The organism is Paenibacillus ilasis, from assembly GCF_043195395.1.
GTDB lineage: Bacteria > Bacillota > Bacilli > Paenibacillales > Paenibacillaceae > Paenibacillus_AQ > Paenibacillus_AQ lautus.
In genome coordinates, this window is sequence record NZ_JBHDJG010000004.1 from 1 (window position 1) to 24,926 (window position 24,926).

Genomic DNA, 24,926 nt, shown 5'->3' on the forward strand with positions numbered 1-24,926 from the left:
CGTCAGGCTTTCGCCCATTGCGGAAGATTCCCTACTGCTGCCTCCCGTAGGAGTCTGGGCCGTGTCTCAGTCCCAGTGTGGCCGTTCACCCTCTCAGGTCGGCTACGCATCGTCGCCTTGGTGAGCCGTTACCCCACCAACTAGCTAATGCGCCGCAGGCCCATCCCCAAGTGACAGATTGCTCCGTCTTTCATTATTCCACAATGCTGCGAAATAAATTATCCGGTATTAGCTACCGTTTCCGGTAGTTATCCCAGTCTTGAGGGCAGGTTGCCTACGTGTTACTCACCCGTCCGCCGCTAACCTTCAGGAGTGCAAGCACTCCATCAAGTCCGCTCGACTTGCATGTATTAGGCACGCCGCCAGCGTTCGTCCTGAGCCAGGATCAAACTCTCCAATAAAGTGTTTGACTTGCTCATTTCTTAACTGACGAGAATTTGTTCAATTCTCTATTTCAACGCCCCACCAAAGTGGTTCGTTTTACTCACTCGTTGTTCAGTTTTCAAAGATCAACTTCTTCGTTACCGGTGAATCTCGTTCGCACCAGCAACTCTTATAATATATCACACTCTCAATTACTTAGCAAGCTTTTTTTTGAAAAACTTTTATTTCATTGAAAGCTGCGATATATATCCGCTCAGAAGCGGCAAGAAATAATATATCACAGCATTCCTATGTAGGTCAACCCTTTTTTAAAATCAATAAATGACTTCTTCTATATAGAGTTGGCGCTGTTGCATCAAGTTAATGATCTCTCCCTGAACCGATACCATCGGTCTCGTTGGATGCTGGGCGTCCGTAAATACGATTTCTCCCGAAGTGCCATTACTCAACCGCACTCGAGTACCTGAATGCAAGGCTGTTACCTTTTGGATGAAAGTCTGAACGATCTTTGGATCCAGCTTGCCAAAGGCCTCCAGTTGGATTTGTTCCAGCACAACATAAGGAGATTGGGCATTCCGATAGAACTTATCCAATGTCATCGCATGAAAGATATCTGTAACAGCAACGATCTTGGCGTAGATATGAATCTTGTTCCCCTCCAGCCGCAGTGGATACCCCGTGCCATCCACTTTCTCATGATGCTGGAGAGCTGCGAGCCGAACTCCTTCATTCACCGCCGCAACATTCTTGAGAATCTGATAACCGTAGGTCGTGTGCTGACGTACTTCTTCGTTCTCTTCTTCGGTAAGTTTGGAAGGTTTGTTCAACACAATCGGATCAATCTTGGCATTTCCGATATCATGCAGCAGTCCTGCAAAGGCAACCTGCATCCAATCTTTCTGCGGGAGCCCCACCCATTGTGCCAGCTTATAGGAGGAAAGGGCACATAGCACTGCACTGTGATACCGATAATCATGGCGATTGGTCATGCGTGGAATAAATTTAAGGATATGATACTCATGTTGGTGTTTTAATAAGTTGTCCATTTGATTACGAACTTCATACATTCGCAACTCGCCCGTTATGGCGGATTGGTAACAGTTTTTGATCAGGGTCATGGTCTTGTCGTATTCCTCATGCAAGGCCAAGTCTTTTCGGACAGGTGCCTCTTCGTTCCCACTCCCCTGTTGATTCCCCGTAAAGATCAGCGACGGCTTCTGTCCGGCAGATTTTACGGTCGGTATTCTAGTGCTGTCTGCTTCAACGGATTCTACAGTAACATGGTCCACCATGAAAGCTTTCAGTACCTCTAGATCCCGGGGAAGTAAAACCTTCCCTTTTTGAAGCAAAAGGCCTCCCAGAGGCGTATGCACATCTTTGGCCAGCTTTACTCCAGCCACCACTTCATTCACGGCTTTGATCGTCATGATCAACCCTCTCCATCTATTAAGCTGCGTCATCGCAGCAAACTTCACCTTATATTATACATATTATAGTTCGTCTTTCGCGGCCTGTACAATACCAATTCCCTGAATTTGTAATCCGGTAAGCAAAAAAAGAGCATGAATGCAAATCTGCATCCATGCCCGCTATTATCGTTTAGTCTTCCGTCGGCTCAAGCGGCTCCGTGCCGTCTTGACCTTCTTCTTCCTCTTCGCCCGCTTCAGGCTCATCGCTCTTATCCGCACGGCACACGGTACCTACGGAATCATCCTCACGGATGTTGATCAGCTTCACGCCCTGAGCATAACGGCCCATGGTAGAGATGCCCTCCATGCTCGTACGGATGATGGTGCCGCTAGCCGTAATGATCATGAGATCCTCTTCCGATTTCACGACCTTAAGCGCCACAACCGGTCCATTTTTCTCCGTAATATTGATGGTCTTGATCCCTTTACCGCCACGGGTCTGGCTGCGATAGTCGCTTGCAGGCGTCCGCTTGCCGTAACCTTTGGTCGTTACAATGAGGATATCAAGTTCCTGGTCCACTACATCCATGCCAATGACTTCATCATGGTCATCCAGCGTAATCCCTTTAACCCCCGTCGCGCTTCTTCCCATCGAGCGAACATCGCTCTCCTTGAAGCGGATGGACATTCCCTGTGCCGTTCCCATAATGATCTCCTGCTGACCATCTGTCAGCTTAACCTCGATCAGGGAATCATCCTCGCGCAGGTTAATCGCAATCAGACCGCCCTTGCGGATATTGACATAATCCTCAAGCGGGGTTTTCTTAACGACACCCTGGCGCGTTGCAAAGAATAGGAAATTATCGCTGTCAAAGCTCTCCACCGGGATCACGGCATTGATCGACTCGCCCTGTTCAATCTGAATCAGGTTGATGATCGGCGTTCCGCGGGCGGTACGGCTAAGCTCTGGAATCTCATAAGCTTTCAACCGGTACGCCTTCCCTTTGTCCGTGAAGAACATCAGGTAGTGGTGGGAATTCGTGACGAAGAGATGCTCGACAAAGTCCTCGCTCTTCGTATCCATCCCCACAACGCCGCGGCCGCCTCGCTTCTGGCTGCGATAGGTGTTCGCAGGCAGACGCTTGATGTAACCGGTATGCGTAATGGTGATGATCACTTCTTCCCGTGGAATCAGATCCTCGTCCAGGATGCTGTCTTCCCCGACTGTAATTTCGGTACGGCGTTCATCAGAGAAGCGCTCCTTAATCTCTTGGAGCTCATCATTGATAATCTGAAGCACAAGATGCTCATTAGCCAAGATCTCGCGCAGTTCTGCGATTCTGGCAAGCAATTCCTGGTACTCGTTCTCAATCTTCTCGCGTTCGAGTCCGGTCAGGCGCTGCAAACGCATATCCAGAATGGCCTGCGCCTGCTCATGACTGAGACCGAAACGCTCCATCAAGCCTTCGCGAGCAGCCTCTGTGGTTTGTGACGCGCGAATGAGGGCAATAACCTCATCGAGATGATCCAGCGCAATCCGCAAACCTTCGAGAATATGGGCACGAGCTTCCGCCTTCTTCAGTTCAAACTCGGTCCGGCGACGGATAACGACGACCTGATGCTCCAAATAGTGGAACAGCACGTCACGCAGGTTCAAAATTTTCGGCTCATTGTTTACGATGGCCAGCATGTTAATACCGAAATTAGACTGCATGGCCGTATGTTTGTACAGGTTATTCAGAACGACATTCGGATTGACGTCCCGGCGCAGCTCAATAACAATCCGCATACCGTTACGGTCCGACTCATCGCGAAGATCCGTAATGCCATCAATCCGCTTATCGCGAACCAGTTCCGCGATCTTCTCAACCAGACGAGCCTTGTTCACCTGGTACGGAATCTCGTGAACGACAATGCGCGCCTTGTTGTTATTCTCTTCAATGGTGGCCTTTGCCCGCATCGTAACGGACCCTCGCCCCGTGCGGTAGGCTTGACGAATCCCTTCACGTCCCAGAATATATCCCGCTGTCGGGAAATCCGGTCCTTGAATATAGTCCATCAGCTCCATCGGTGTGATATCCGGGTTTCGAATCATTGCCTGAACCCCATCTATAACTTCTCCGAGATTATGAGGCGGAATATTAGTAGCCATACCTACGGCAATCCCGGATACGCCGTTGACCAGCAAGTTAGGATAACGCGCAGGAAGAACGACCGGTTCCTGTTCCTCACCGTCATAGTTAGGAGCAAAGTCTACAGTCTCTTTATTAATATCACGCAGCATTTCCATCGCAATCTTCGATAAACGAGCCTCGGTATAACGCATAGCCGCTGCCATATCGCCGTCAATGGAACCGAAGTTTCCGTGTCCATCAACAAGCATATAACGCATGGAGAAGTCCTGCGCCATCCGAACCATGGATTCATAAACTGCGGAATCACCATGAGGATGGTACTTACCGATAACCTCGCCAACAATTCTTGCAGATTTCTTATGCGGTTTATCCGGGGCCATTCCAAGTTCAGACATCGCATATAAAATACGACGGTGTACTGGCTTCATTCCGTCCCGTACATCCGGCAAAGCCCGGCTGACAATGATGCTCATTGCGTAGTCCATAAAGGACTCGCGCATCTCGGTACCAATGTCACGATCTTTGATTTGGGAGAAATTTTCTTCCGCCATGCTGGACCTCCTTCATTTTCCTATCAACCATGCCTTGATCTATGTGAAAAAAGCAGAATAGTGATCAGAAACCTAAAAACGCACTAACCTTTATTATATTACTTTCACAAACCGTGCACAATTAAACACGGGATGGATCAAGTGAAAGAATGATTTTTGCCCGGAAACCGGGATATACGCCCTGTCCTCCGTGCCCCTTTTCACATACAATGCATTGCACAGGACTTTTCGTATCATCACATCTTTATATTATACCACTGTTTGTCATACTTGTCCTATGTTTTCCGGGTATAAGCTCTCTTGCTGGAGATGACCCGATTCTTTCAAATCACCCGGATCGACACGAGTTTGTATTACGAGACAGGCCAAATCCTGTCACTCCCATCATACAGCTGGAAAGGATGAAGATGGTTGACTATTCAACGCGTTGCAAGCAAGTGGGCGAAAACGAAAATACTCTTGAAAAATAAAGGTCTCGCCTCTTATGTTCCCGCTACCCGCCAATATTCTTTGGAGGCGCTTGGCGACATGCTGGGCACACATACGCTTGTATATATCAAGCCTGACCGGGGGACCTATGGCATCGGCGTCGTGTCAGTCGAGCAGCTCCATTCCCAAAACGCTGATGCCGACGAAACCCCGACTACTTCCTACAAGCTTCGTTATGAACAGAAAACCGAAATATTTACCTCCCTGGAGAGTCTCGATAAAACACTGAGCGCTTTATTTCAGGGGAAGGAGTATCTCATTCAGCAAGGCATCCACCTGCTTCGCCATAAGGACCGCCCTTTCGATCTTCGTGTGCTGACACAGAAGAGTCCTTCCGGTCAATGGGTGAGTACAGGAATAATCGGACGGGTGGCAGCCAAAAATAAAATCATTACCAACCATCACAGCGGCGGTGTGGTTCATCACTATAAACCGCTCATGCTCGAGCATATGACGGCACAAGAAGCGGAAAACATCCGAAAAGAACTGAACACGCTTGGAGTGAACGCCGCTGGGCAGCTGCAAAAATCCTATCCGAACCTGAAAGAAATCGGACTGGATGTAGCTATTGACGAACGCTGGAACATCTGGATCCTGGAGGTTAACACCAAACCTGCCCTGTTTCCGTTCAAGAAATTCTTCAAGGATCCCAGCATCTACAAACAGGTGAAAAAATACGCCAATGCTTACGGGCGTGATTTATCCAGCAAGAAAAAAGCCAAAAAAACGGGTTAGCCAGTTCGGAACCATTGAGACCCGTTTATGTGAACGACCTCGGCCCTCCATGGTGCCATACTAAAAAAGGGCAACCCTGAGGCCTTCAACAGACCTTGGGATGCCCTTTTTTGGCTTGCAATTTTACACGTCCAGATTACGGACCGACTTCGCATGCTCTTGAATGAAATCCCGTCGGGGCTCCACGTTATCGCCCATCAGGGTATCAAACAACGTATCGGCCAGGATCGCATCTTCGATTGTCACCTGAAGCATGGTGCGGCTCTCCGGATCCATTGTCGTTTCCCACAGCTGTCCGGCGTTCATCTCGCCGAGACCTTTGTAGCGCTGTACGTTAATTTTGACGTTCTCACCGAATTCCTTTATGATCTCGTCGCGTTCTTTCTCACTGCCGGCATAACGGATCACCTTATTGCGCTCGATCTTGAAGAGAGGCGGTTGAGCGATATAGATATATCCCGCTTCTACCAGCTTACGCATGTAACGGTAGAAGAACGTCAGCAGCAGGGTACGAATATGCGCACCGTCGACGTCGGCATCGGTCATAATAATGATTTTGTGGTAACGGGCCTTGGACAGATCGAAATCTTCCGCAATCCCCGTGCCCAGCGCCGTAATGATCGCCCGGATCTCCGCATTGGAGAGGATGCGGTCTAGCCGCGCCTTTTCCACGTTGAGAATTTTACCCCGAAGCGGCAAAATGGCCTGGAAATGTCGATCGCGGCCCTGCTTGGCAGATCCGCCGGCAGAGTCACCTTCGACGATGTACAGCTCACTGATGGAGGCATCCTTGGAAGAGCAGTCTGCCAGTTTACCCGGCAATGCGCTGACTTCAAGCGCACTCTTCCGGCGTGTCATCTCACGGGCTTTACGCGCCGCTTCACGAGCACGTGATGCCTGGAGCGCCTTCTCCAAGATCCGACGGGAAACCGACGGATTCTCCTGGAGGAACTCCTGCAGCTTCTCAGCGAACAAGGATTCCACAATACCGCGCACTTCACTGTTGCCGAGTTTGGTTTTGGTTTGCCCTTCAAACTGCGGCTCCGGCACTTTAACCGAGATGATTGCCGTCAATCCTTCACGGACATCGTCACCCGACAGGTTGTTGGTGTTATCTTTGATCAGTCCCGTTTTGCGGGCATAGTCATTGATGATTCGAGTGAGCGCACTCTTAAAACCGGATTCATGCGTTCCGCCTTCATGCGTGTTGATATTATTTGCAAACGAATAAATATTCTCGGTATAGCTGTCGTTATACTGAAGCGATACTTCGACCTGAATATTATCCCGTGAACCCTCAACATAGATCGGGTCTTCGTGCAGCGCTTCCTTCTTCTCATTCAGGAACTTGACGTATTCAATGATTCCGCCCTCGTATTTGAAATAGTCGGAGGCACCCGTACGTTCGTCCGTCAGCGTAAGCGCAATGCCCTTGTTGAGGAACGCCAGCTCACGAATCCGTGTCAGCAGCGTGTTGTAATCATATTCCGTTGTTTCCGTGAAAATCTCCGGATCCGGCAGGAAGGTTACGGTTGTACCGGTATCGTCGGAATCCCCGATGACCTTGATATCATATTGAGGTACGCCGCGATGATACTCCTGTTGATAGATATGCCCGTCACGTTTGACCTGAACCACGACTTTCGAAGACAGTGCATTCACAACCGAGACACCAACACCATGCAGACCGCCGGATACTTTATATCCGCCGCCGCCAAATTTACCGCCGGCATGAAGTACGGTCATAACGACTTCCAGCGTCGACTTCTTCAGTTTGGCGTTCTCGCCGACCGGAATTCCGCGCCCGTTATCGACAACGGTAACACTGTTATCCTCATGGACAATGATTTCGATATGGTCGCATATTCCCGCCATCGCTTCGTCAATACTATTGTCCACAACTTCCCATACCAAATGATGCAAACCCTTGGCACTGGTAGACCCGATATACATCCCCGGACGTTTACGAACGGCTTCCAATCCTTCCAGTACCTGAATCTGATTCTCATCATATGTCGGTTGATTCATAGACATGCCTTCACCTACTTCTACAGATTCTGTTATGCCTGAGCTACAAAATGATTTGCTCTCTTCTTAAGCGTTGCAGAGGAGATCGGAGAGTAATAGACGATCGATTTCGTCACCACAATGGATTTCGGATCTTCTTCGCCAATCATCTCCACGACTTTATGCTGCTGGGCATGCGTGACGAACTGCTTGGAGATTTTTGAAGATTTCTCTATCGAGATATCAAAAATCCCAACCAGCTCCGACGAACGGATGATCTTCTCTCCGCCCAAATGAATATACATATGGAATCACTCCTTAAGAGCCCACCTGTCCGTCATGGACATGAAAAATGCTGGCACCCTTCAATTTGTCGGTATTCAAACTCTCAATGCCCGTCGCCGTGATGAATGTCTGCACTTTGCTCTGGAATGTCTCGATCAATTGTGTCTGCCGGTACGGATCCAATTCAGAAAGCACATCATCCAGAAGCAGCACCGGATATTCACCGATCTCTTCCTGTATCAGCTCGATTTCAGCCAGTTTCAAAGATAGCGCCGTCGTCCGCTGCTGACCTTGAGATCCATACGTTTGGACTTCTTTGCCATTAATATAAAAAGCCAGATCATCTCGATGAGGACCTGCCAATGTCATACCACGCCGTATTTCTTGCTCTTTCATTTGTGATAATTTTATCATAAATGTCTCAAATAAGACAGCTTCATCTTCTTCCTCCGCGTCAGCAAAGGACGGAAGGTAGTGTAAAGAGAGCTCTTCCAGGCCGTTTGTGATTCCCTGATGGATGCTTTCAGCCCACTTTTGCAGCTTTTTTATAAATTGTTTCCTCTTCTTGACGATTTTAACACCATGTTCTGCCAATTGGCTGTTCCAAATGTCCAGCATCGCTTGTTCGGCGCTGCCCTTCCCCCATAATTGCTTCAGCAGATTGTTGCGCTGCACAAGCACCTTCTGGTATTGCTGCAGATGAAACAGGTAGCTCGGTGCCACCTGCCCGATCTCCATGTCAAGAAACCGGCGGCGAACCCCCGGCGTGCCTTTGACAATCTCCAGATCCTCGGGTGCAAACATCACGACATTGAGCGAGCCGATGAAATCGCTAAGCTTCCGCTGCTCAAGTCCGTTGATTTTTGCTTTCTTCCCCTGCTGGGACAAGCTCAGCTCCAGCTTCAAAGCCCCGTACTTGCGATCAATCTCGGCCGAGATATGGGCTCTGGATTGCTCGAATCCAATCAATTCGCGATCCTTGGAGGTACGGTGGCTCTTCGTTAAAGCAAGCACGAAGAGCGCCTCCATCAAATTCGTCTTTCCCTGAGCGTTGCGTCCGATAATCAAATTAACGTCACCAAACGCCTCAAGCTGCAGCTTCTCGTAGTTTCGATAGTGCTGCAGGCTGACATTTTTGACAAACAAGCTTATCCTCTCCCTCGTCTTCCGCGCTTAGCGCCAAAGCGGCTGCGGGAGGCTGTCTATTGTGCTGCCACCTGAAACGTTCCGCAGTCCTCCACCTTAACGATGTCGCCAGGAACCAGTTTGCGTCCGCGCCGCTCTTCCTTTTCGTCGTTGACCAGAACTGCTCCTTCCTGCAGCAGGGCCTTCGCCATCCCACCTGTGGATACGCAATCTGAAAGCTTCAAGAACTGATCCAGCTTGATATATTCACTGTGGATAAATATTTGTTTCATGACTTCGTCCTTTCATCCCTCATCAACATGGGGATAACTTTAATTGGCCGTACGGTACGGCAGGATAATATATTGGCTCTTGCTATCGTCGAGAGGTTTAAGAATGATCGGGCTCATAACCCCCATGAAAGCGATCATCAGCTGTTCGCTTTCAACCACCTTTAGCACGTCCAGCATATATTTCGAGTTGAACGAGATGCGCAGCGGATCCCCTTTGAAATCGATCAGATCCAATTCTTCACGCACTTTACCAAGCTCGGAGGAGCTGGATGAAATCTCGATGCCGCCATGTTCCATCGTTTGCAGGAGAACAATGTTCGTTTTCTCCTCTTTGGAGAGCAGGTAGGCGCGGTCGATCGACTCGCTTAATTTTTTTGTGTCCAAAACGAGTTCTGTTTTATGCGATGTTGGAATAATTCTAGAAGTATCGGGATAAATGCCGTCCAGTATACGGGAATAGAACAGAACACGGTCAATTTTAAATAATACCTGATTATCGGCCACAACGATATCCACCAGCGTATTTTGATCCGGAATGATTTTGCTCAGCTCATTCAGCGTTTTACCCGCAATGACGACATTGTTGAACGAAATGTCCTGCGCATTGTCCAGCTGTGCGGAGCGAGTTGCCAATCGGTGACGGTCTGTAGCGGTAAATTTCAGCTCATTGTCGTTCAGACTCCATAATACCCCGGTCAGAATAGGCGTTGTTTCATGGGTGGAAATGGAGAATACCGTTTGCTTGATCATATTTTTCAGCAGATCTCCAGGCAAAGAAACCGTTTGGCTGTCTTCAATGTTAGGCAATACCGGGAATTCTTCCGGGTCCAAGCCGACCATCTGAATTTCCGTAGCTCCCGAAGAAATAAAGGTATGGAAGTTCTCCTTTACCTCCATCTGGATTTCTTGGGAAGGGAGTTTCTTGATGATTTCAACAAAAAATTTGGCTGGCAGCACAACGCTACCAGGCTGCTCTACTTGGACGATGGTATGCTTCTCATCTTCCGCAGGAATAAACGATTGAATGGAAATATCAGTATCACTAGCCGTTAGTGTGACACCCGAATACGTGACATCCAGTTTAATGCCGCTGAGGATCGGAATCGTGGTTCGGCTGGAAATCGCCTTGGATACGTGTTGAATGGATTCGTTTAATACATTTTTTAATATGCTGATTTTCATCAATTTCACTCCTTACGGAAAAATGAGAGGGGTTTTTTCACTTGGCGAAAGCCAAGAGGATCCCCCTCTTTATGGTTAAATTATTTATTAATTATTATTAGTAATAGTAATAGGGGCACTGAATATGTGGATAAGCCCCAGAAAAGGCATAAAATTAAGCCTATCCACATGTGTATAGATTGTGCATAGGCTTTGAACTTGTTCAGGTTGGATTTTTGATTTTCTCCGTAATATTATTGACCACTTTGAACAGCTCTTGGTCATTTTTCAGAGATTGGGTAATCTTCTCATGGGCATGGATGACAGTGGTATGATCCCGGCCTCCGAATGCTTCTCCAATCTTGGGAAGGGAATAGTCGGTTAATTCGCGGGATAGGTACATGGCAATTTGCCGCGGAAACGCGACGGCTTTGGTCCGCTTGCGGGCTTTAAAGTCTTCCAGCCTCAGGTTGTAATACTCGCCGACCTTTTGCTGGATGTCCTGAATCGTAATCATTCTCGGCCGACTGGACGGAATAATATCCTTCAGGGCTTCGGCTGCCAGATGCGTTGTTACGTCCTGATTGGTCAGGGAGGAATAGGCAACGACACGGATAAGGGCACCTTCGAGCTCACGAATGTTCGTATCGATCTGATTGGCGATATACATCATGGCTTCGTTCGGAATATCCAGATTCTCGGCCTTCGCTTTTTTGCGAAGGATAGCGATCCGCGTCTCCAGATCCGGCGGTTGAATATCGGTGATCAATCCCCATTCGAACCGGGAACGGAGCCGTTCTTCCAGCGTCGGTATCTCCTTGGGCGGACGGTCACTGGATATGATAATCTGCTTCCGCTCTTCGTGCAGGGCGTTAAACGTATGGAAAAATTCCTCCTGCGTCGATTCTTTGCCTGCCAAGAACTGAATATCGTCAATGAGCAGAATATCGACGCTACGGTACTTGTTGCGGAAGCTTTCAGCGCGGTTGTCCCGAATGGAGTTGATGAACTCGTTGGTGAATTTCTCGGAGGAAATATACACGACTCTACTGCTGGGATTGTGCTCCAAAATATAATGGCCAATGGCATGCATCAAGTGCGTCTTTCCAAGTCCAACTCCACCATATAGGAATAATGGGTTATACGCCTTAGCCGGAGCTTCGGCAACAGCGAGCGAGGCAGCATGCGCGAACCGGTTGCCCGAACCGATGACAAAGGTATCGAACGTATACTTCGGATTCAGCATATGGGACTGAATTTCTTCCCCGGATATTTCAAGCGGCGGCGAGGGCTGCTGCGGAACAGGTTCATGTCCTTTAGCCTCTTCAATAACGAAGCGGACATCCACCTGCTTGCCCACCACCTCCAATACGGTTGCACTAACCAGCTTGGTGTATCGGCTCTCCAGCCATTCTACAGCAAACGTTGTCGGTGCAGAAATGACGACGGAGTGATCGTTAATGGTCAATGCCTTGGTCGCTTTAAACCAAGTGTCAAAACTCGGTTTACTCAGCTTGGTTTGTATGATCGATAATATTTCTTGCCATAATTCGGAAGTATGGCTTTCCAAAACTGTCACTCCTTTAAATCTTCCAAATGTGGCTAGAGCCATGTGTGGAATTGTCGAAAGAAAATGAATGATGTCTAATTATCCCCAGAACTAACTCCTGTGGAAACAAAAAAATATGGATAAATTGAAATTGTTCACAACTTTATCCACAGCCTGTTGATAATATTATATCTTCATTCACATATTCACAACCAAAAGTAATATCATCATAGCAAAAGAAGGCCTTATTTTCAATGTATGTCGCTAATTTATCCACAAATTCAATACGTTGTGCATAATTTTTATTCACACCACTATATATTGTTTATAATTTGTTTAGCCTTCGACATCATTGGCCTCAAAACGCAAAAAATTATTCACAGGTTGTCCGATTCGCAAGCAGAATTTTCTTCCCTCACCATCTGTTCATAACTTATGGTTGAATGTTCTAGCCCCAATAAATCGACCAAAGGTGAAAAATGACTGTGGATAGTCTTCAAATGGAATCTATCGATTCCATTTGAGGGCTTTTTTTGAAGAGATAAGAGAGTATGAACATCCGAGGCTTAGCATCCTTATCTCGCACGATGGGTGTCGTATAACGGCGGTTAATCTGAGGGACTCAAGTTGGAAATAGACAGATAACACGTTCGCTTTGCAACCTTTTTGCGCTGGGACCGTATGATTAGAAAAATCGGGACGGGGGAACCACGGATGCAGACGAAAGGGAAGGTCTTGAATTGGAGAAGAATAGGGGGACTACTCGCTCTGACCGCTACATTGGTTCTTATTACCGTGTGGGCCCAAGACTATTATTCGAAGAAAGTGTTTTATATGGAGGGACTAAAGTACGCCAAATATGCCGATTCGGGAAGCGGGAGCAGCGAATATAGGACATCATTTGGCCGCGGCCAGCCGATTTATGTTCATACTTATGCAGAAAATAAACGGGTTGAGATTGCGGGCGAGGTATATGAAATCCGGAAGAGCCTCACTATTTTCCGACAGAGCTTGCAAAGGCTGCCGACGAGCAGTTTCATGACCCTAATGGCAGCGTAGGATTCTTCATATTGGCGCTCGTGATGCTGATCTATGCCTGGTGCGGATTCCGTTATGAAGCCTTTCAACGCTTTATGTTTCATATGTCGCCCTCGAATCTGATGATTGATCATCCGGAGCCCAGCGATTTCTACTTCTTTATGTGTAAGGCAGGGGGGGATTTTCGGTATGGGATTCGCGTTGTGGATATTTTTTGCGCAGGCATTATGACAAAAAGAGCCCGTTTTCGCCATGGATCGAATCCATCGAAAACGGGCTTTTACTTAAGGTATCAGAAGTATAAAATTCGAAGCATGGCCTATCTGATATCGCAAGAAAAACAACATCTACACGTGGTCTGTCTTCTCTGGAATGTTCGTCGATAGACGTTTTTCTTACTATAGTAAGCTTACGATTGCTCGAATCGGCGCTGGAATTCGGTAATGGCTTCATAATCTTCCTCCAGCTTCCGCGAAATGCGGATAAAGATCGGCAACAGAGACTTATAAACATCCGAACTTTCCTTCACAGGCTGGTGTTCATGGGTGCCGCCGACCATCGTCTCTACAATGTCGAGTGAATCCGCTCCTCCTGTAGCATACAGACCAAGGACTACTGCGCCAAGGCAAGAGCTCTCGTAGCTCTCCGGCACGATCACCTGCTGGTCAAAAATATCCGCCATCATCTGCCGCCAGATCGGTGAACGGGCGAAACCGCCGGTGGCATGGATTTTGGCCGGCCGGCCGATTTGTTCCTCCATCGCTAGCAAAACGGTATACATATTAAAGATCACGCCCTCCAGAACGGAGCGGATCATATGCTCTTTTTTATGATTCAGGGTTAAACCAAAGAACGATCCACGGGCATTCGGATCCCACAACGGCGCGCGTTCTCCTGTCAGGTACGGGTGGAATAGCAGTCCGTTCGAGCCTGGCGGAATACGGTCCGCGATTTTGGTGAGTACATCATACGAATTGATGCCGAGCCGCTTGGCCGTTTCAACCTCGGAGGCGGCAAATTCATCGCGAACCCAGCGGAAAATCATGCCGCCGTTGTTGACCGCGCCCCCGATGACCCAGTGCTTCTCCGTTAATGCGTAGCAGAAAATCCGTCCCTTCGGATCGGTCACCGGCTTGTCAACAACCGTACGGATGGCACCGCTCGTACCGATGGTAGCGGCAACGACTCCCGGCTTTATGGCATTCACGCCGAGGTTCGACAGCACGCCGTCGGCAGCTCCAAGCACGAAAGGGGTGGAAGTGGAGAGCTCCATGGCTGCGGCATACTCACTTTTTAAGCCTTCCATGATATGTGTAGTTGGTACGATCGTAGATAAATGGTCCTCCGTGATGCCAGCGAGCTCCAGTGCCTGCTGGTCCCAAGCCAGGGCTTCGAGGTTCATCATACCGGTACTGGAGGCAATGGAGTGGTCTACAATATACTGGCCAAATAGTTCGAAATAAACATATTCTTTAATCGAAATGAATTTGGCTGCTTGATGAAATAGGGAGGGCAGCTCATGGCGCATCCACATCAGCTTGGTCACAGGGGACATCGGATGAATCGGAGTTCCGGTTCTAAGATACAGCTCCATGCCGCCGAGTTCCTTTTTGAGCTTTGCAGACCAGGCAGCACTGCGGTTGTCGGCCCAAGTAATGCAGCGAGTCAAAGGGGTACCTTGGCTATCTACGGCAATGACGCTGTGCATGGCCGCGCTGAAAGAAACAAATAGTACATGAGCCGGATCAATCCCGCTCTGCGTCATAACCCCTTGGACAGAGGAAATGACGGTCTGAAAGATTTGCTCCGGATCTTGCTCCGCCGTAGAGGGAGTGGGGGTGAGCAGTGGATATTCACCACCGGCTTTAGCAACAACCTCACCATTCTCCTTAAATAGCACGGCCTTGGTGCTGGTTGTTCCGATATCGACACCGATCATATAGTTCTGAGTACTCATGAGACATACCTTCTTTCTACGTAAGGGCACCCGGTTCGCTGTTTAAAATATCAGCATTCCAAGGAGCCCCCATGTGTCTTATTGCTTCATTATACAATTACATTGAGAACCAGAGCCAACACCAGTCCGGTCAGGGATAGGATCGTCTCCATCACGGTCCAGGATTTCAGCGTCTGAGCTACCGTCATGTTAAAGAATTCTTTTACCATCCAGAAGCCGGCATCGTTTACATGTGACAGTACGATGGAGCCTGCCCCGGTAGCGAGTACGACAAGCTCTACGTTGGCGCCAGGCGTCATGGCAAGCACAGGAGCGACAATCCCTGCGGCGGTCGTCATGGCTACGGTAGCGGAACCGGTTGCAACCCGAATGAGTGCAGCCACAAGCCACGCGAACAGGATGACATTGATATTTGCACCGGTTGCAATTTCGGCAATGGCATTGCCGACGCCGCTGTTGATCAGAACCTGTTTGAATGCACCGCCCGCACCGATGATCAGAATGATCGTAGCAATCGGAGCAAGGCATTCGCTGGTGAAGCGGGATAGATCATGTTTATTAAAGCCGCGTGCGAATCCCAGCGAGTAGAAGGAGAAGACTGCAGCTATGAGCAATGCAATGATTTCATGACCGATAAATTTGCAGAACACGGATATCATGCTTGTGGATTCCGGATCGATAATATCAGCTGCGGAACCGATGAGCATCAGAATGACCGGCAGCAAGATGGTAAACAACGTGATGCCGAAGCCGGGCAATCGGCGATCGGCTTGGCTTGAAAACTGCTCGGCAAGCTCCTCGGGCGGCTCGGTTCGGATTCGTTTGCCGATGAATTTACCGAACACCGGGCCAGCCAGTATCGCTGCGGGAATCCCAACCAGGAACGAGTAAAGTATTGTCATGCCAAGGTCCGCATCATATGCTTTAATAGCAATCATCGGAGCGGGATGCGGAGGCACCAAACCGTGAACGGTGGACAGTCCGGCCAAAATCGGAATGCCGATGTGCAGCAGAGACATTTTCGTTTTGCGTGCAACCGTGAAGACAATAGGAATCAAAAGGATGACGCCCACCTCGAAAAATACGGGAATACCGACGATAAAACCGACAATCATCATGGACCAATGGACCCGCTTTTCGCCGAAGCGGTCAACGAGTGTGGTCGCGATTTGCTCGGCGCCTCCGGATTCGGCCATCATTTTTCCGAGCATGGTACCAAGGGCGATTACGATGGCAATCGTTCCAAGCGTTCCCCCCAGCCCGCCGGTTATTGAAGTAATAACATCCGCAGGCTGCATGCCCGTCAATAGACCAAGGATTAGTGCGGAGATCAGTAGGGTCACGAAAGGATTCCATTTATATTTGGAAATCAGCACGATCAGGAAGACGATCGTCAGCAGTGTCCAGATCATTAAGGTAGCATTATGACTGAGACCGAATAGTGAATTCATATCTTGCTTCCTCCTATAGATTACCCATTTGAATTGGGAAATGGTTAATATCGGGCTTTTCTGCGGTAGTATACCCAAAACAAAAGCGAATTCTATTGTATACTTGTCGACAAGTTAGAGCGTGCACATTCAATGTCGGGGCGGAGGAAGGGAGGATTAAGCTAACCCTCCGGAAAACTAAGATGAAGCGTCTGACGGGAATCATCGAAGTAATGCTGAACCGCCGTTTGAATCCGTGCAGGATCCAGGGATTCCATCTCTGCAATAAGCTGAAGATGCTTGTCCATGACATACCGAATCTTGGTGCCTCCGCCACCAAACACCTGACGGGTCGTAATTAACATGACCGTGATCACGATAGGGCGAATGCTCTTCCATAGATGAAGAATCCTTTTATGATTCGCTTCCGTAATGATCCGTTCATGAAAAGCCAAATCCTGGTAGGAGAATTCAACCGGGTCCTGATGTTTGGCGGCAAGTTCCATCCGATCAACGATTTGTTTTAAATGTTGGATTAATTCCGGCTGGGGATTCGCAAACACCTGGCCTTGAACAAAGCTCTCGATAAGAAAACGGACATCGTATAATTCCTCTACTTCCTTAAGCGATAAGCCCATGACAACGGCGCCCATGCGCTCCAATTGGATCAATCCTTCGCTGGACAGCGTTTTCATTGCTTCCCGCACAGGAGATCGGCTGGTGCCGAATTCACCTGCAATCCGGTTCTCGGACAGGATTTCTCCGCGCTTGATGGTACCGCTAATAATCTGCAATCTCAGTTCACTGGCGATGGCCTCTCCGAGAGAGGCTCCCTGAAGCCACGTTGAGGGAAATTTCATAGCCTAATTCTCCAATCCGTTACTGATTCTAATTTTCTCTAGTGGTAATGATACCACATCGAAAGGATAAGGGACCATGTTGAGGCCATGACATCGATGCCCTTAAGAAACAGCAGGTAATAGAAGAAAATGAATATTATTCCGATTTCTCAACCGCATGACCGCCGAATTCATTACGCAGGGCTGCAACGACTTTGCCGTGGAACGTATCTTGGTCAAGGGAGCGATAGCGCATGAACAGCGACATGGCGATGACGGGTGCGCTGGCTTGAACCTCAAGTGCCGTTTCAACGGTCCACTTACCTTCGCCGGACGATTTCATTACGCCTTTGATGCCATCCAGCTTCGGATCCTTGGAAAATGCGTTTTGCGTCAGCTCCATGAGCCAACTGCGAATGACGGATCCATTGGACCATACCCGCGCGACATCCTCATAGTTGAAATCGAAAGCGCTTTTTTCCAATACTTCAAAGCCTTCCGCAATGGATTGCATCATGCCGTATTCGATTCCGTTATGGACCATCTTCAGAAAATGGCCGCTGCCGCTCTCACCGGCATATAAGTAACCGTTCTCGACAGCCATATCCTTAAATAGGGGCTCAATGCTGTTGAATACGTCGCGGTTGCCCCCAATCATAAAGCAGCCACCATGATGAGCGCCTTCCATACCGCCGGAAGTGCCGGCATCAAAATAATGAATGCCTTGATCCGCCAGCCGCGCTGCACGGGCTTTGGAATCTTTATAATGCGAGTTGCCGCCGTCAATTAGAATGTCACCGGACTCCAGGAGTGGGGTGAGGGAATCGATGACGGAATCCACGATATTTCCGGCTGGCACCATCATCCATACGATGCGGGGTTTTTCCAGTTTGGCAACGAGCCATTCAGTTGATGCTGCCGCTTCGGCACCGCACTGGGCAGCTTGATCGACCAATTCCGTATTTAAGTCGTAAGCTACGACCTGATGCTGATGATGAATCAGATTCTGAACCAGATTGAGGCCCATTTTCCCCAGACCGATCATGCCTATTTTCATAAAACAATGCAGCTCCTTCTTGGGTGTATACTTGTATACAACTTAAATTCAATTATTTATACTACTCCTTTATAGCTCTTGTGTAAATAAGGGGCATTTGAGGGATGAAAGAGATTATATTGATCGAAAAATGACATCCACAACCTATTTAAATAGGTTATCCCCATGTGGATAATTCAAAACTAGCAATAATGACTACTTGTGGAAAACTTAAGTGCTTGCTGAAGTCAAGATAGGTTTGACTTTTGGGCCTGAACGTGATTAAATATATAAAGGCATTTTCTGTGAAGATGAGAACATTATCCGCTACCATTTAGCGGTCTGTTTACAAGAGATACGTCCATAGACGTCGGTTCAACAAATCGCGGTCTATTCTTCCGTGAAAGTGCGTCGATTGACGTTATGATCTTAAAATATGGGTAAGACAGATTCCTGTAAGGGGGTGCATTAATTCATGAGACCGACGTTCAAACCGAATGTAAGCAAACGTAAAAAGGTACATGGCTTCCGTAAAAGAATGAGCACGAAGAACGGACGCAAAGTATTGGCTAACCGCCGTCAAAAAGGCAGAAAAGTACTGAGCGCGTAATATTGTGCCACGAAGACCACCGAGGTGGTCTTTTTTTCGTAATATCTCCTGCAGTGTGAGGAGTTTCCTTTGAAACCGGCAGAATATAAGCTACATTGAGTGGTAACGTATTGCAATTGAGGTGTTTAGCGCGGTTTTGGCATGCCTATACTATTATAATAGAAGATATGCCAATGCAGCGCAGGATGTAATGAACTTGATTAACGGCAGGGCGGGAGAACTTGTGCATAGAAAACTTCGTTTACGGAACCGCGCTGATTTCAGCCGGGTATATCGACACGGAAAGTCCTTCGCCAATCATCAATTTGTTGTATATTGGTCACGCAAAAAAGAGGTAGAGCAGTTTCGCGTTGGCGTTTCATGCAGCAAAAAGATCGGCAATGCGGTTGTCCGCAACCGGATGAGACGGCTGGTTAAAGAGATTGTCAGGCTCCATCAGCATCAGATTATCGAGCATGTTGATCTGATCTTCATCGTTCGAAAGGGAGCGCTCGATAAGTCTTATCAGGAGCTGGAGAAAAGCGTGCTTCATGTATTGAGGAAATCGTCCCTTTTGAAAGCGAAGAGGGGCTGAACCATGTGTTTATTTGTCCATATAAATATGTTATGATTTACCGTGGAATGGAATGGCGAAGAGAGGGGTTTTGAAGTGTCGTTCATGAAGACAAGACGAGGAAAATGGTTCCTCCTCACCGCTGTAATACTTGCAGTGGCCGTTATATCAGGTTGTGCGCCTGGTGGAGCTGACCAAACGCGTACCATTGAAGATTTGAAAAATGGAGGCTTTTGGCAGAGCAACGTTGTTTATTACTTTACATGGGCACTTGATACGTTTGCTACATGGTTTAACGGTGAATACGGATTGTCCGTACTCGTGATGGTGCTTATCGTCCGTACCTTGATTTTACCGCTGACTCTGAAACAGGTCAGAAGCTCGAAGGCAATGCAGGCCATTCAGCCTGAAATTCAGAAAATTCGCGAGAAATATAAAGATCAACCTGAAAAAGTTCAAATGGAAACGATGAAGCTCTTCCAGGAGAATAAGGTTAATCCGATGGCGGGATGTTTGCCGCTGATCGTACAAATGCCGATATTTATCGCACTCTATCATTCGATTTACTATAACAATCTCCTTCGTGATCACGAATTCCTGTGGCTGCAATTAGGCCAACCGGACAAGCTGTTTATTTTGCCGGTGCTTGCTGCTGCAACCACTTATTTCCAAACAAAAATGATGATGAAGATGAACCCGTCTCCGCAAATGGGGATGATGCAGTTCATGCTGTTCGTTTATCCGATTCTGATCTTTGTAATGTCCTTCCAGTTCCCTTCAGCACTTCCGTTGTACTGGTTCTACAGTAACCTCTACACGATCGTGCAGAACTACTTCTTGTACCGCAACAATGACAAGGCTGCTGTCGTGGCAAGCGTTGCCAGCGCAACCGACGGTCAGAAGAGCAATAAGAGCGGTAACAAGGGCGGGAAAAAGAGTGGCAGCAAAGGCGGGAAAAAAGGTTCGAAGGGAGCCAAGAAGTCGAGATGAGTAAAATCGTCGCAACAGGAAAAACCATTGAAGATGCTGTCGCACAAGGGCTGGCCCGATGGGGTGTAAGTCAAGACCGTGTATCGGTTCAAGTATTGAGTCAGCCATCAAGAGGATTCCTGGGCCTGTTCGGGGTCAAGGAAGCGAAAGTCGAACTAACGCTCCTGCCTGACGGTGCCGGCGGCGATTCATCTGTGAAGGAAGAACCTCCTACGAACGCGCAAGCTGTTCCGGCCAAAGTGGTTCAGGTCTCGAATACCTCGGTAATGACGCAGGAACCTGCTGCTGTCAGGACGGAGATAGAGAACATTGGCACAGCTTCGTTTGAAGGCAAGGATCCTTACCAGGAAGCCATCACCTTTCTGATTGAAACCGGACAAGCCATGGGGCTAGATATTTCGGTTGAGGTTGAGAAGGGGAAAGACTTTACCACGCTTCAAATTTCCGGCGCCGGACTTGGACTAATGATCGGGCGCAGAGGTCAGACCTTGGATGCCCTTCAGTATCTGGCGAATATCGTAGCTAACCGTTACTCCGACAGCTATCTTCGCATCGTACTGGATGCCGAGAACTTCCGTGACCGTCGCAAGAAGACGCTGGAAGATCTGGCGGATCGGTTAGCGGGACGGGTTCTGAAGACCCGTAAAGAGATTGTGCTTGAGCCTATGCCTGCTGCTGAGCGGAAGGTAATTCACGCCAAACTCCAGTCGCATGGAGCCGTGAAGACGTACAGCAAAGGCGAAGAGCCGAACCGGCGGGTTGTCATTACACCCAAGTCGTCCTAAATGAGTTGAAGAGTATATATAAACAATGACTCCTTAAGTTTCAAGAGGGAGTCATTGTTTTTTAAAGAGACCTATACGGAAAGACTTTCGCAGGAGGTTTTTCTTAAGAAAATAGATCAAGCAGCGGGTAGTACACCGTATGGGTGTAATCCCGAGGTTTTTTAAAAAGAAAGAGGTGAAGGAAACGATGTTTAGCGATACGATTGCAGCCATTTCTACGGCAGTCGGTGAAGGCGGCATCGCGATTATTCGCGTCAGCGGGCCGGACTCCGTTCAGGAAGTGGAGCGTATATTCAAAAGCAAAAACAAGTTAACGCAAGTGGAGTCCCATACCGTTCATTACGGTCATATTGTGGATCGGAAAACGGGGGAAAACCTCGAAGAGGTGCTCGTGACCGTGATGCGTGCCCCTCGTTCGTTCACGACCGAGGATGTTGTCGAGATCAGCGCTCATGGTGGCGTCATCTCCGTCAAGCGGGTCATGGATCTGCTGCTTCAATTAAACATCCGTTTGGCGGAACCCGGTGAATTTACGAAGCGGGCTTTCTTAAATGGCCGGATTGATCTGTCCCAGGCGGAAGCCGTTATGGACCTGATTCGTTCGAAATCCGATCGCGCCTTTTCCGTTGCCCTCAAGCAGGTTGAAGGAACGTTATCCCGTAAGATCAACGAGCTGCGGCATACCTTGGTCGAAACGCTGGCCCATATCGAAGTGAATATCGATTATCCTGAGCATGACGTGGAGTCGCTTACTTCGGAATTCATTAAAGAGAAAAGCCAGCTTGTTATGGGGGAAATTGATAAGCTGCTAAAGACCGCGCAAGAAGGGAAGATCCTGCGTGAAGGGATTACGACAGCGATTATCGGTCGCCCCAATGTGGGCAAATCTTCGCTTCTGAACACGCTGGCCCAGGATAATCGGGCGATTGTCACGGATATACCGGGAACGACTCGCGATGTGATTGAGGAATTTGTCACCATTAACAACATTCCGTTGAAGCTGCTCGATACCGCGGGCATCCGGGAAACGATGGATGTGGTCGAGCAGATCGGTGTTGAACGATCCAAGCATGCGGTCAACGAAGCGGATCTCATTCTGCTCGTGCTGAATGCCAACGAACCGCTGCATCAGGACGAATTGGAATTGATGGAACAAATACGCGGTAGACAATGTATTGTCATTATGAATAAAATGGACTTACCGTCTAATCTCGATCTGGACATTCTGCATCGGTACTACCCCGATGAACTGATTGTTCCGATGTCGGTGAAGGCACAAGAGGGGATTGACCGGTTGGAAGAGGCCATATCCAACTTGTTCTTCAGCGGCCGGATTGAAGGCGGAGATCTGACCTATGTGAGCAATGTGCGACATATCGCTTTGCTGAAGAAATCCAAGCAGTCGCTGCAGGATGCTTACGATGCGGCTGAACAGCTCATTCCGATCGATATGATCCAAATTGATGTGAGAATGGCCTGGGAGCAGTTAAGTGAGATATTGGGCGAAGCGGTTGGCGATTCGCTCATTGATCAGATTTTTTCACAGTTTTGCTTGGGTAAATAAGCTCCAACGATTACTATATATAGTAGGAACAGCTCAGCAATATCAGGGATATCCGAGGTGGATGCCCTTTGATTACGTATATAACTTAACACAATAAGAACAGGAGGGTGAGCTATGAGCTATATGGGTGGCACTTATGACGTGATTGTAGTCGGTGCAGGACATGCCGGCTGTGAAGCTGCACTTGCATCTGCACGAATGGGTGCTGAAACGTTGATGGTTACCATCAACTTGGATATGGTTGCTTTTATGCCTTGTAACCCGTCCATTGGAGGGCCTGCAAAAGGCCATGTCGTTCGTGAAATTGACGCACTGGGCGGAGAAATGGGACGTAATATCGATAAAACCTTCATTCAAATGCGAATGTTGAATACAGGTAAAGGTCCGGCTGTTCACGCGCTGCGTGCTCAAGCGGATAAGTTTTCTTATCAGCATACCATGAAAGAGACGATGGAGAAGGAAGAGAAGCTTACCCTTCGTCAGGGTATGGTGGATCAGCTCATCGTAGAAGATGGCGTGTGCGTGGGGATCGTGACGCAGACGGGCACGGAATATCGTGCGAAAGCCGTTGTGCTGACAACCGGTACGTATTTGCGTGGTAAAGTTATTATGGGTGAATTGATGTATGAGAGCGGTCCGAACAATCAACAGCCTTCGGTAAAACTTGCGCATAACCTGCGCGAGCTTGGATTCGACCTTGTTCGCTTCAAGACAGGTACACCACCACGGGTGCATAAGGATACGATTGATTTCTCCAAGACCGAAATCCAGCCTGGGGATGAGAAGCCTAAGTTCTTCTCTTACGAAACGAAATCCTCCGACAATGAGCAGCTTCCTTGCTGGTTGACGTATACGTCGGTGGATACGCATCAGATCATCAATGACAACCTTCATCGTGCACCGATGTTCTCTGGCGTTATAGAAGGTACGGGTCCACGTTATTGCCCGTCCATCGAGGACAAGATCGTTCGTTTTGCCGACAAGCCGAAACATCAGATTTTCCTGGAGCCTGAAGGTAAAAATACAAAAGAATACTACGTACAAGGGCTATCCACCAGCATGCCTGAGGATGTTCAGCTTGCGGTGCTTCGTTCCATTCCGGGAATGGAGAAGGTAGAAATGATGCGTAACGGATATGCTATCGAGTATGACGCCATGGTGCCAACGCAGCTATGGCCGTCTCTGGAAACGAAAAAGCTACCGGGTCTGTTCACGGCCGGACAAATCAATGGAACCTCGGGATATGAAGAGGCAGCGGGTCAAGGCATTATGGCGGGAATCAATGCGGCACGGAAAGTGCAGGGTAAAGAGCCGGTTATTCTGGATCGCTCCCAGGGTTATATTGGAGTACTGATCGATGACCTGGTGACCAAAGGGACGAATGAGCCTTATCGTTTGCTCACCTCCCGTGCAGAATACCGTCTGCTGCTTCGTCATGATAATGCCGATCTGCGTCTTACTGAAATCGGTCATGACATCGGACTGATCTCGGAAGAACGTTATGCCAAATTCGTACAGAAGAAGCAGCTCGTTGAGCAGGAGATCGAACGTCTTCGTCAAACGAAGGTGAAGCCGGTTGAAGTGAATGCTATGCTGGAAGCCGCCGGTTCTGCACCGATTGTGGACGGAAGCAATATGCTGACGATTCTGCGTCGTCCTGAAATTACGTTTGCCATGATTGAGTCGCTCTCCCCGTCTCCTTACGAGCTGGATGAGGAAATGAAGGAGCAGGTCGAAATTCAAATCAAATATGCGGGTTATATTGAGAAACAGCTGGGACATGTGGAAAAGCTGCAGAAGATGGAGAAGAAACGCATTCCGGAGGATATCGTTTATGACGAGATCAACGGACTGGCCATGGAAGCCCGTCAGAAGCTGAACAAGATCCGCCCGATCTCTATCGGTCAAGCATCCCGCATTGCAGGTGTAACGCCAGCGGATATTTCGATACTTCTCGTTTACCTGGAGCATTATAACCGGGTAACCGCAGCGAAAGGATAA

The 24,926-nt window shown here is 48.4% G+C and carries 21 protein-coding genes and 1 rRNA gene; 8 read left to right on the top strand and 14 right to left on the bottom strand.

The genetic code is table 11. The annotated features are described in order from the left end of the window. From ACETK5_RS27495 to gyrA, 3 genes are all read right to left on the bottom strand, one after another. Nucleotides 1-401 (bottom strand): 16S ribosomal RNA (locus tag ACETK5_RS27495); the annotation flags it as partial. 297 nt (nt 402-698) lie between these two features. Then, nucleotides 699-1,811: an HD-GYP domain-containing protein gene (locus ACETK5_RS27500; protein WP_100541347.1), complete on the bottom strand. Its 1,113-nt coding sequence runs from the start codon at nt 1,809-1,811 to the stop codon at nt 699-701. A 172-nt stretch (nt 1,812-1,983) separates the two neighbouring features. Continuing rightward, on the bottom strand, nt 1,984-4,479 hold the full coding sequence (gene gyrA / locus ACETK5_RS27505; protein ID WP_100541346.1) for a DNA gyrase subunit A: 2,496 nt from the start codon (nt 4,477-4,479) through the stop codon (nt 1,984-1,986). Nucleotides 4,480-4,890: 411 nt separating this feature from the next. On the opposite strand from gyrA, the gene ACETK5_RS27510 reads away from it, so the two are divergent. After that, entirely contained in the window at nt 4,891-5,703 is an 813-nt protein-coding gene (locus ACETK5_RS27510) for a YheC/YheD family protein (protein WP_100541345.1), read from the top strand. Nucleotides 5,704-5,826: 123 nt separating this feature from the next. Here ACETK5_RS27510 and gyrB read toward each other — a convergent pair whose 3' ends face one another. The 7 genes from gyrB to ACETK5_RS27545 all read right to left on the bottom strand — a co-directional run bounded on the left by gyrB (nt 5,827) and on the right by ACETK5_RS27545 (nt 12,433). Continuing rightward, nucleotides 5,827-7,737: a DNA topoisomerase (ATP-hydrolyzing) subunit B gene (gene gyrB / locus ACETK5_RS27515; RefSeq protein WP_100541344.1), complete on the bottom strand. Its 1,911-nt coding sequence runs from the start codon at nt 7,735-7,737 to the stop codon at nt 5,827-5,829. Nucleotides 7,738-7,763: 26 nt separating this feature from the next. Continuing rightward, nucleotides 7,764-8,015, bottom strand: a complete 252-nt coding sequence (remB, locus tag ACETK5_RS27520) for an extracellular matrix regulator RemB (protein ID WP_071219299.1) — start codon at nt 8,013-8,015, stop codon at nt 7,764-7,766. Nucleotides 8,016-8,028: 13 nt separating this feature from the next. After that, nucleotides 8,029-9,141: a DNA replication/repair protein RecF gene (recF, locus tag ACETK5_RS27525; RefSeq protein ID WP_394059124.1), complete on the bottom strand. Its 1,113-nt coding sequence runs from the start codon at nt 9,139-9,141 to the stop codon at nt 8,029-8,031. A 56-nt stretch (nt 9,142-9,197) separates the two neighbouring features. Beyond that, nucleotides 9,198-9,413: a S4 domain-containing protein YaaA gene (gene yaaA, locus ACETK5_RS27530; RefSeq protein WP_076326305.1), complete on the bottom strand. Its 216-nt coding sequence runs from the start codon at nt 9,411-9,413 to the stop codon at nt 9,198-9,200. A gap of 39 nt (nt 9,414-9,452) precedes the next feature. Next, nucleotides 9,453-10,595, bottom strand: coding sequence for a DNA polymerase III subunit beta (gene dnaN / locus ACETK5_RS27535; protein WP_100541342.1), 1,143 nt, complete (start codon nt 10,593-10,595; stop codon nt 9,453-9,455). A 202-nt stretch (nt 10,596-10,797) separates the two neighbouring features. Beyond that, nucleotides 10,798-12,144, bottom strand: a complete 1,347-nt coding sequence (dnaA, locus tag ACETK5_RS27540) for a chromosomal replication initiator protein DnaA (protein WP_076326303.1) — start codon at nt 12,142-12,144, stop codon at nt 10,798-10,800. A gap of 142 nt (nt 12,145-12,286) precedes the next feature. Continuing rightward, nucleotides 12,287-12,433 carry a hypothetical protein gene (locus ACETK5_RS27545; RefSeq protein ID WP_165789785.1) on the bottom strand — a complete coding sequence of 49 codons (147 nt, stop codon included), beginning with the start codon at nt 12,431-12,433 and terminating at the stop codon, nt 12,287-12,289. Nucleotides 12,434-12,837: 404 nt separating this feature from the next. Here ACETK5_RS27545 and ACETK5_RS27550 point away from each other — a divergent pair, with 404 nt between their 5' ends. Next, complete coding sequence (locus ACETK5_RS27550) at nt 12,838-13,182, top strand: hypothetical protein (RefSeq protein WP_394059127.1); 345 nt, start codon at nt 12,838-12,840, stop codon at nt 13,180-13,182. A gap of 388 nt (nt 13,183-13,570) precedes the next feature. On the opposite strand, the gene gntK is transcribed toward ACETK5_RS27550, so the two are convergent. The 4 genes from gntK to gnd all read right to left on the bottom strand — a co-directional run bounded on the left by gntK (nt 13,571) and on the right by gnd (nt 18,444). Beyond that, a complete protein-coding gene (gene gntK / locus ACETK5_RS27555) occupies nt 13,571-15,118 on the bottom strand; it encodes a gluconokinase (RefSeq protein WP_394059129.1) in 1,548 nt (515 codons plus the stop codon). 89 nt (nt 15,119-15,207) lie between these two features. Beyond that, a complete protein-coding gene (locus ACETK5_RS27560) occupies nt 15,208-16,569 on the bottom strand; it encodes a GntP family permease (RefSeq protein ID WP_100541340.1) in 1,362 nt (453 codons plus the stop codon). 161 nt (nt 16,570-16,730) lie between these two features. Then, entirely contained in the window at nt 16,731-17,408 is a 678-nt protein-coding gene (locus ACETK5_RS27565) for a GntR family transcriptional regulator (RefSeq protein ID WP_100541339.1), read from the bottom strand. A gap of 136 nt (nt 17,409-17,544) precedes the next feature. Then, nucleotides 17,545-18,444 carry a phosphogluconate dehydrogenase (NAD(+)-dependent, decarboxylating) gene (gnd, locus tag ACETK5_RS27570; RefSeq protein ID WP_100541338.1) on the bottom strand — a complete coding sequence of 300 codons (900 nt, stop codon included), beginning with the start codon at nt 18,442-18,444 and terminating at the stop codon, nt 17,545-17,547. Between the two features lie 454 nt (nt 18,445-18,898). Here gnd and rpmH point away from each other — a divergent pair, with 454 nt between their 5' ends. The 6 genes from rpmH (at nt 18,899) to mnmG (ending at nt 24,926) form a co-directional block, all read left to right on the top strand. Further along, a complete protein-coding gene (gene rpmH / locus ACETK5_RS27575; protein WP_006207379.1) occupies nt 18,899-19,033 on the top strand; it encodes a 50S ribosomal protein L34 in 135 nt (44 codons plus the stop codon). 223 nt (nt 19,034-19,256) lie between these two features. After that, the gene (gene rnpA, locus ACETK5_RS27580; RefSeq protein ID WP_100541374.1) at nt 19,257-19,607 is read left to right on the top strand and encodes a ribonuclease P protein component; all 351 of its coding nucleotides are present in this window, start codon (nt 19,257-19,259) and stop codon (nt 19,605-19,607) included. Nucleotides 19,608-19,682: 75 nt separating this feature from the next. Continuing rightward, nucleotides 19,683-20,576: a YidC/Oxa1 family membrane protein insertase gene (locus ACETK5_RS27585; RefSeq protein ID WP_127592782.1), complete on the top strand. Its 894-nt coding sequence runs from the start codon at nt 19,683-19,685 to the stop codon at nt 20,574-20,576. Beyond that, the gene (gene jag, locus ACETK5_RS27590; protein ID WP_326118474.1) at nt 20,573-21,361 is read left to right on the top strand and encodes an RNA-binding cell elongation regulator Jag/EloR; all 789 of its coding nucleotides are present in this window, start codon (nt 20,573-20,575) and stop codon (nt 21,359-21,361) included. The genes ACETK5_RS27585 and jag overlap by 4 nt, the downstream gene beginning before the upstream one ends. Nucleotides 21,362-21,548: 187 nt before the next feature. Next, nucleotides 21,549-22,925 (top strand): tRNA uridine-5-carboxymethylaminomethyl(34) synthesis GTPase MnmE, encoded by a 1,377-nt coding sequence (gene mnmE / locus ACETK5_RS27595; RefSeq protein WP_326118475.1) that lies wholly within the window; start codon nt 21,549-21,551, stop codon nt 22,923-22,925. A gap of 114 nt (nt 22,926-23,039) precedes the next feature. Beyond that, the gene (gene mnmG, locus ACETK5_RS27600) at nt 23,040-24,926 is read left to right on the top strand and encodes a tRNA uridine-5-carboxymethylaminomethyl(34) synthesis enzyme MnmG (protein ID WP_127592779.1); all 1,887 of its coding nucleotides are present in this window, start codon (nt 23,040-23,042) and stop codon (nt 24,924-24,926) included.

What these genes read in the sequence shown, in the direction of transcription:
- yaaA (WP_076326305.1), bottom strand. Translation starts at nt 9,413, where the DNA reads ATGAAACAAATATTTATCCACAGTGAATATATCAAGCTGGATCAGTTC.
- gyrB (WP_100541344.1), bottom strand. Translation starts at nt 7,737, where the DNA reads ATGTCTATGAATCAACCGACATATGATGAGAATCAGATTCAGGTACTG.
- gntK (WP_394059129.1), bottom strand. Translation starts at nt 15,118, where the DNA reads ATGAGTACTCAGAACTATATGATCGGTGTCGATATCGGAACAACCAGC.
- rpmH (WP_006207379.1), top strand. Translation starts at nt 18,899, where the DNA reads ATGAGACCGACGTTCAAACCGAATGTAAGCAAACGTAAAAAGGTACAT.
- mnmE (WP_326118475.1), top strand. Translation starts at nt 21,549, where the DNA reads ATGTTTAGCGATACGATTGCAGCCATTTCTACGGCAGTCGGTGAAGGC.
- jag (WP_326118474.1), top strand. Translation starts at nt 20,573, where the DNA reads ATGAGTAAAATCGTCGCAACAGGAAAAACCATTGAAGATGCTGTCGCA.
- mnmG (WP_127592779.1), top strand. Translation starts at nt 23,040, where the DNA reads ATGAGCTATATGGGTGGCACTTATGACGTGATTGTAGTCGGTGCAGGA.
- remB (WP_071219299.1), bottom strand. Translation starts at nt 8,015, where the DNA reads ATGTATATTCATTTGGGCGGAGAGAAGATCATCCGTTCGTCGGAGCTG.
- gnd (WP_100541338.1), bottom strand. Translation starts at nt 18,444, where the DNA reads ATGAAAATAGGCATGATCGGTCTGGGGAAAATGGGCCTCAATCTGGTT.
- ACETK5_RS27550 (WP_394059127.1), top strand. Translation starts at nt 12,838, where the DNA reads ATGCAGACGAAAGGGAAGGTCTTGAATTGGAGAAGAATAGGGGGACTA.
- ACETK5_RS27560 (WP_100541340.1), bottom strand. Translation starts at nt 16,569, where the DNA reads ATGAATTCACTATTCGGTCTCAGTCATAATGCTACCTTAATGATCTGG.
- ACETK5_RS27500 (WP_100541347.1), bottom strand. Translation starts at nt 1,811, where the DNA reads ATGACGATCAAAGCCGTGAATGAAGTGGTGGCTGGAGTAAAGCTGGCC.
- dnaN (WP_100541342.1), bottom strand. Translation starts at nt 10,595, where the DNA reads ATGAAAATCAGCATATTAAAAAATGTATTAAACGAATCCATTCAACAC.
- gyrA (WP_100541346.1), bottom strand. Translation starts at nt 4,479, where the DNA reads ATGGCGGAAGAAAATTTCTCCCAAATCAAAGATCGTGACATTGGTACC.
- ACETK5_RS27565 (WP_100541339.1), bottom strand. Translation starts at nt 17,408, where the DNA reads ATGAAATTTCCCTCAACGTGGCTTCAGGGAGCCTCTCTCGGAGAGGCC.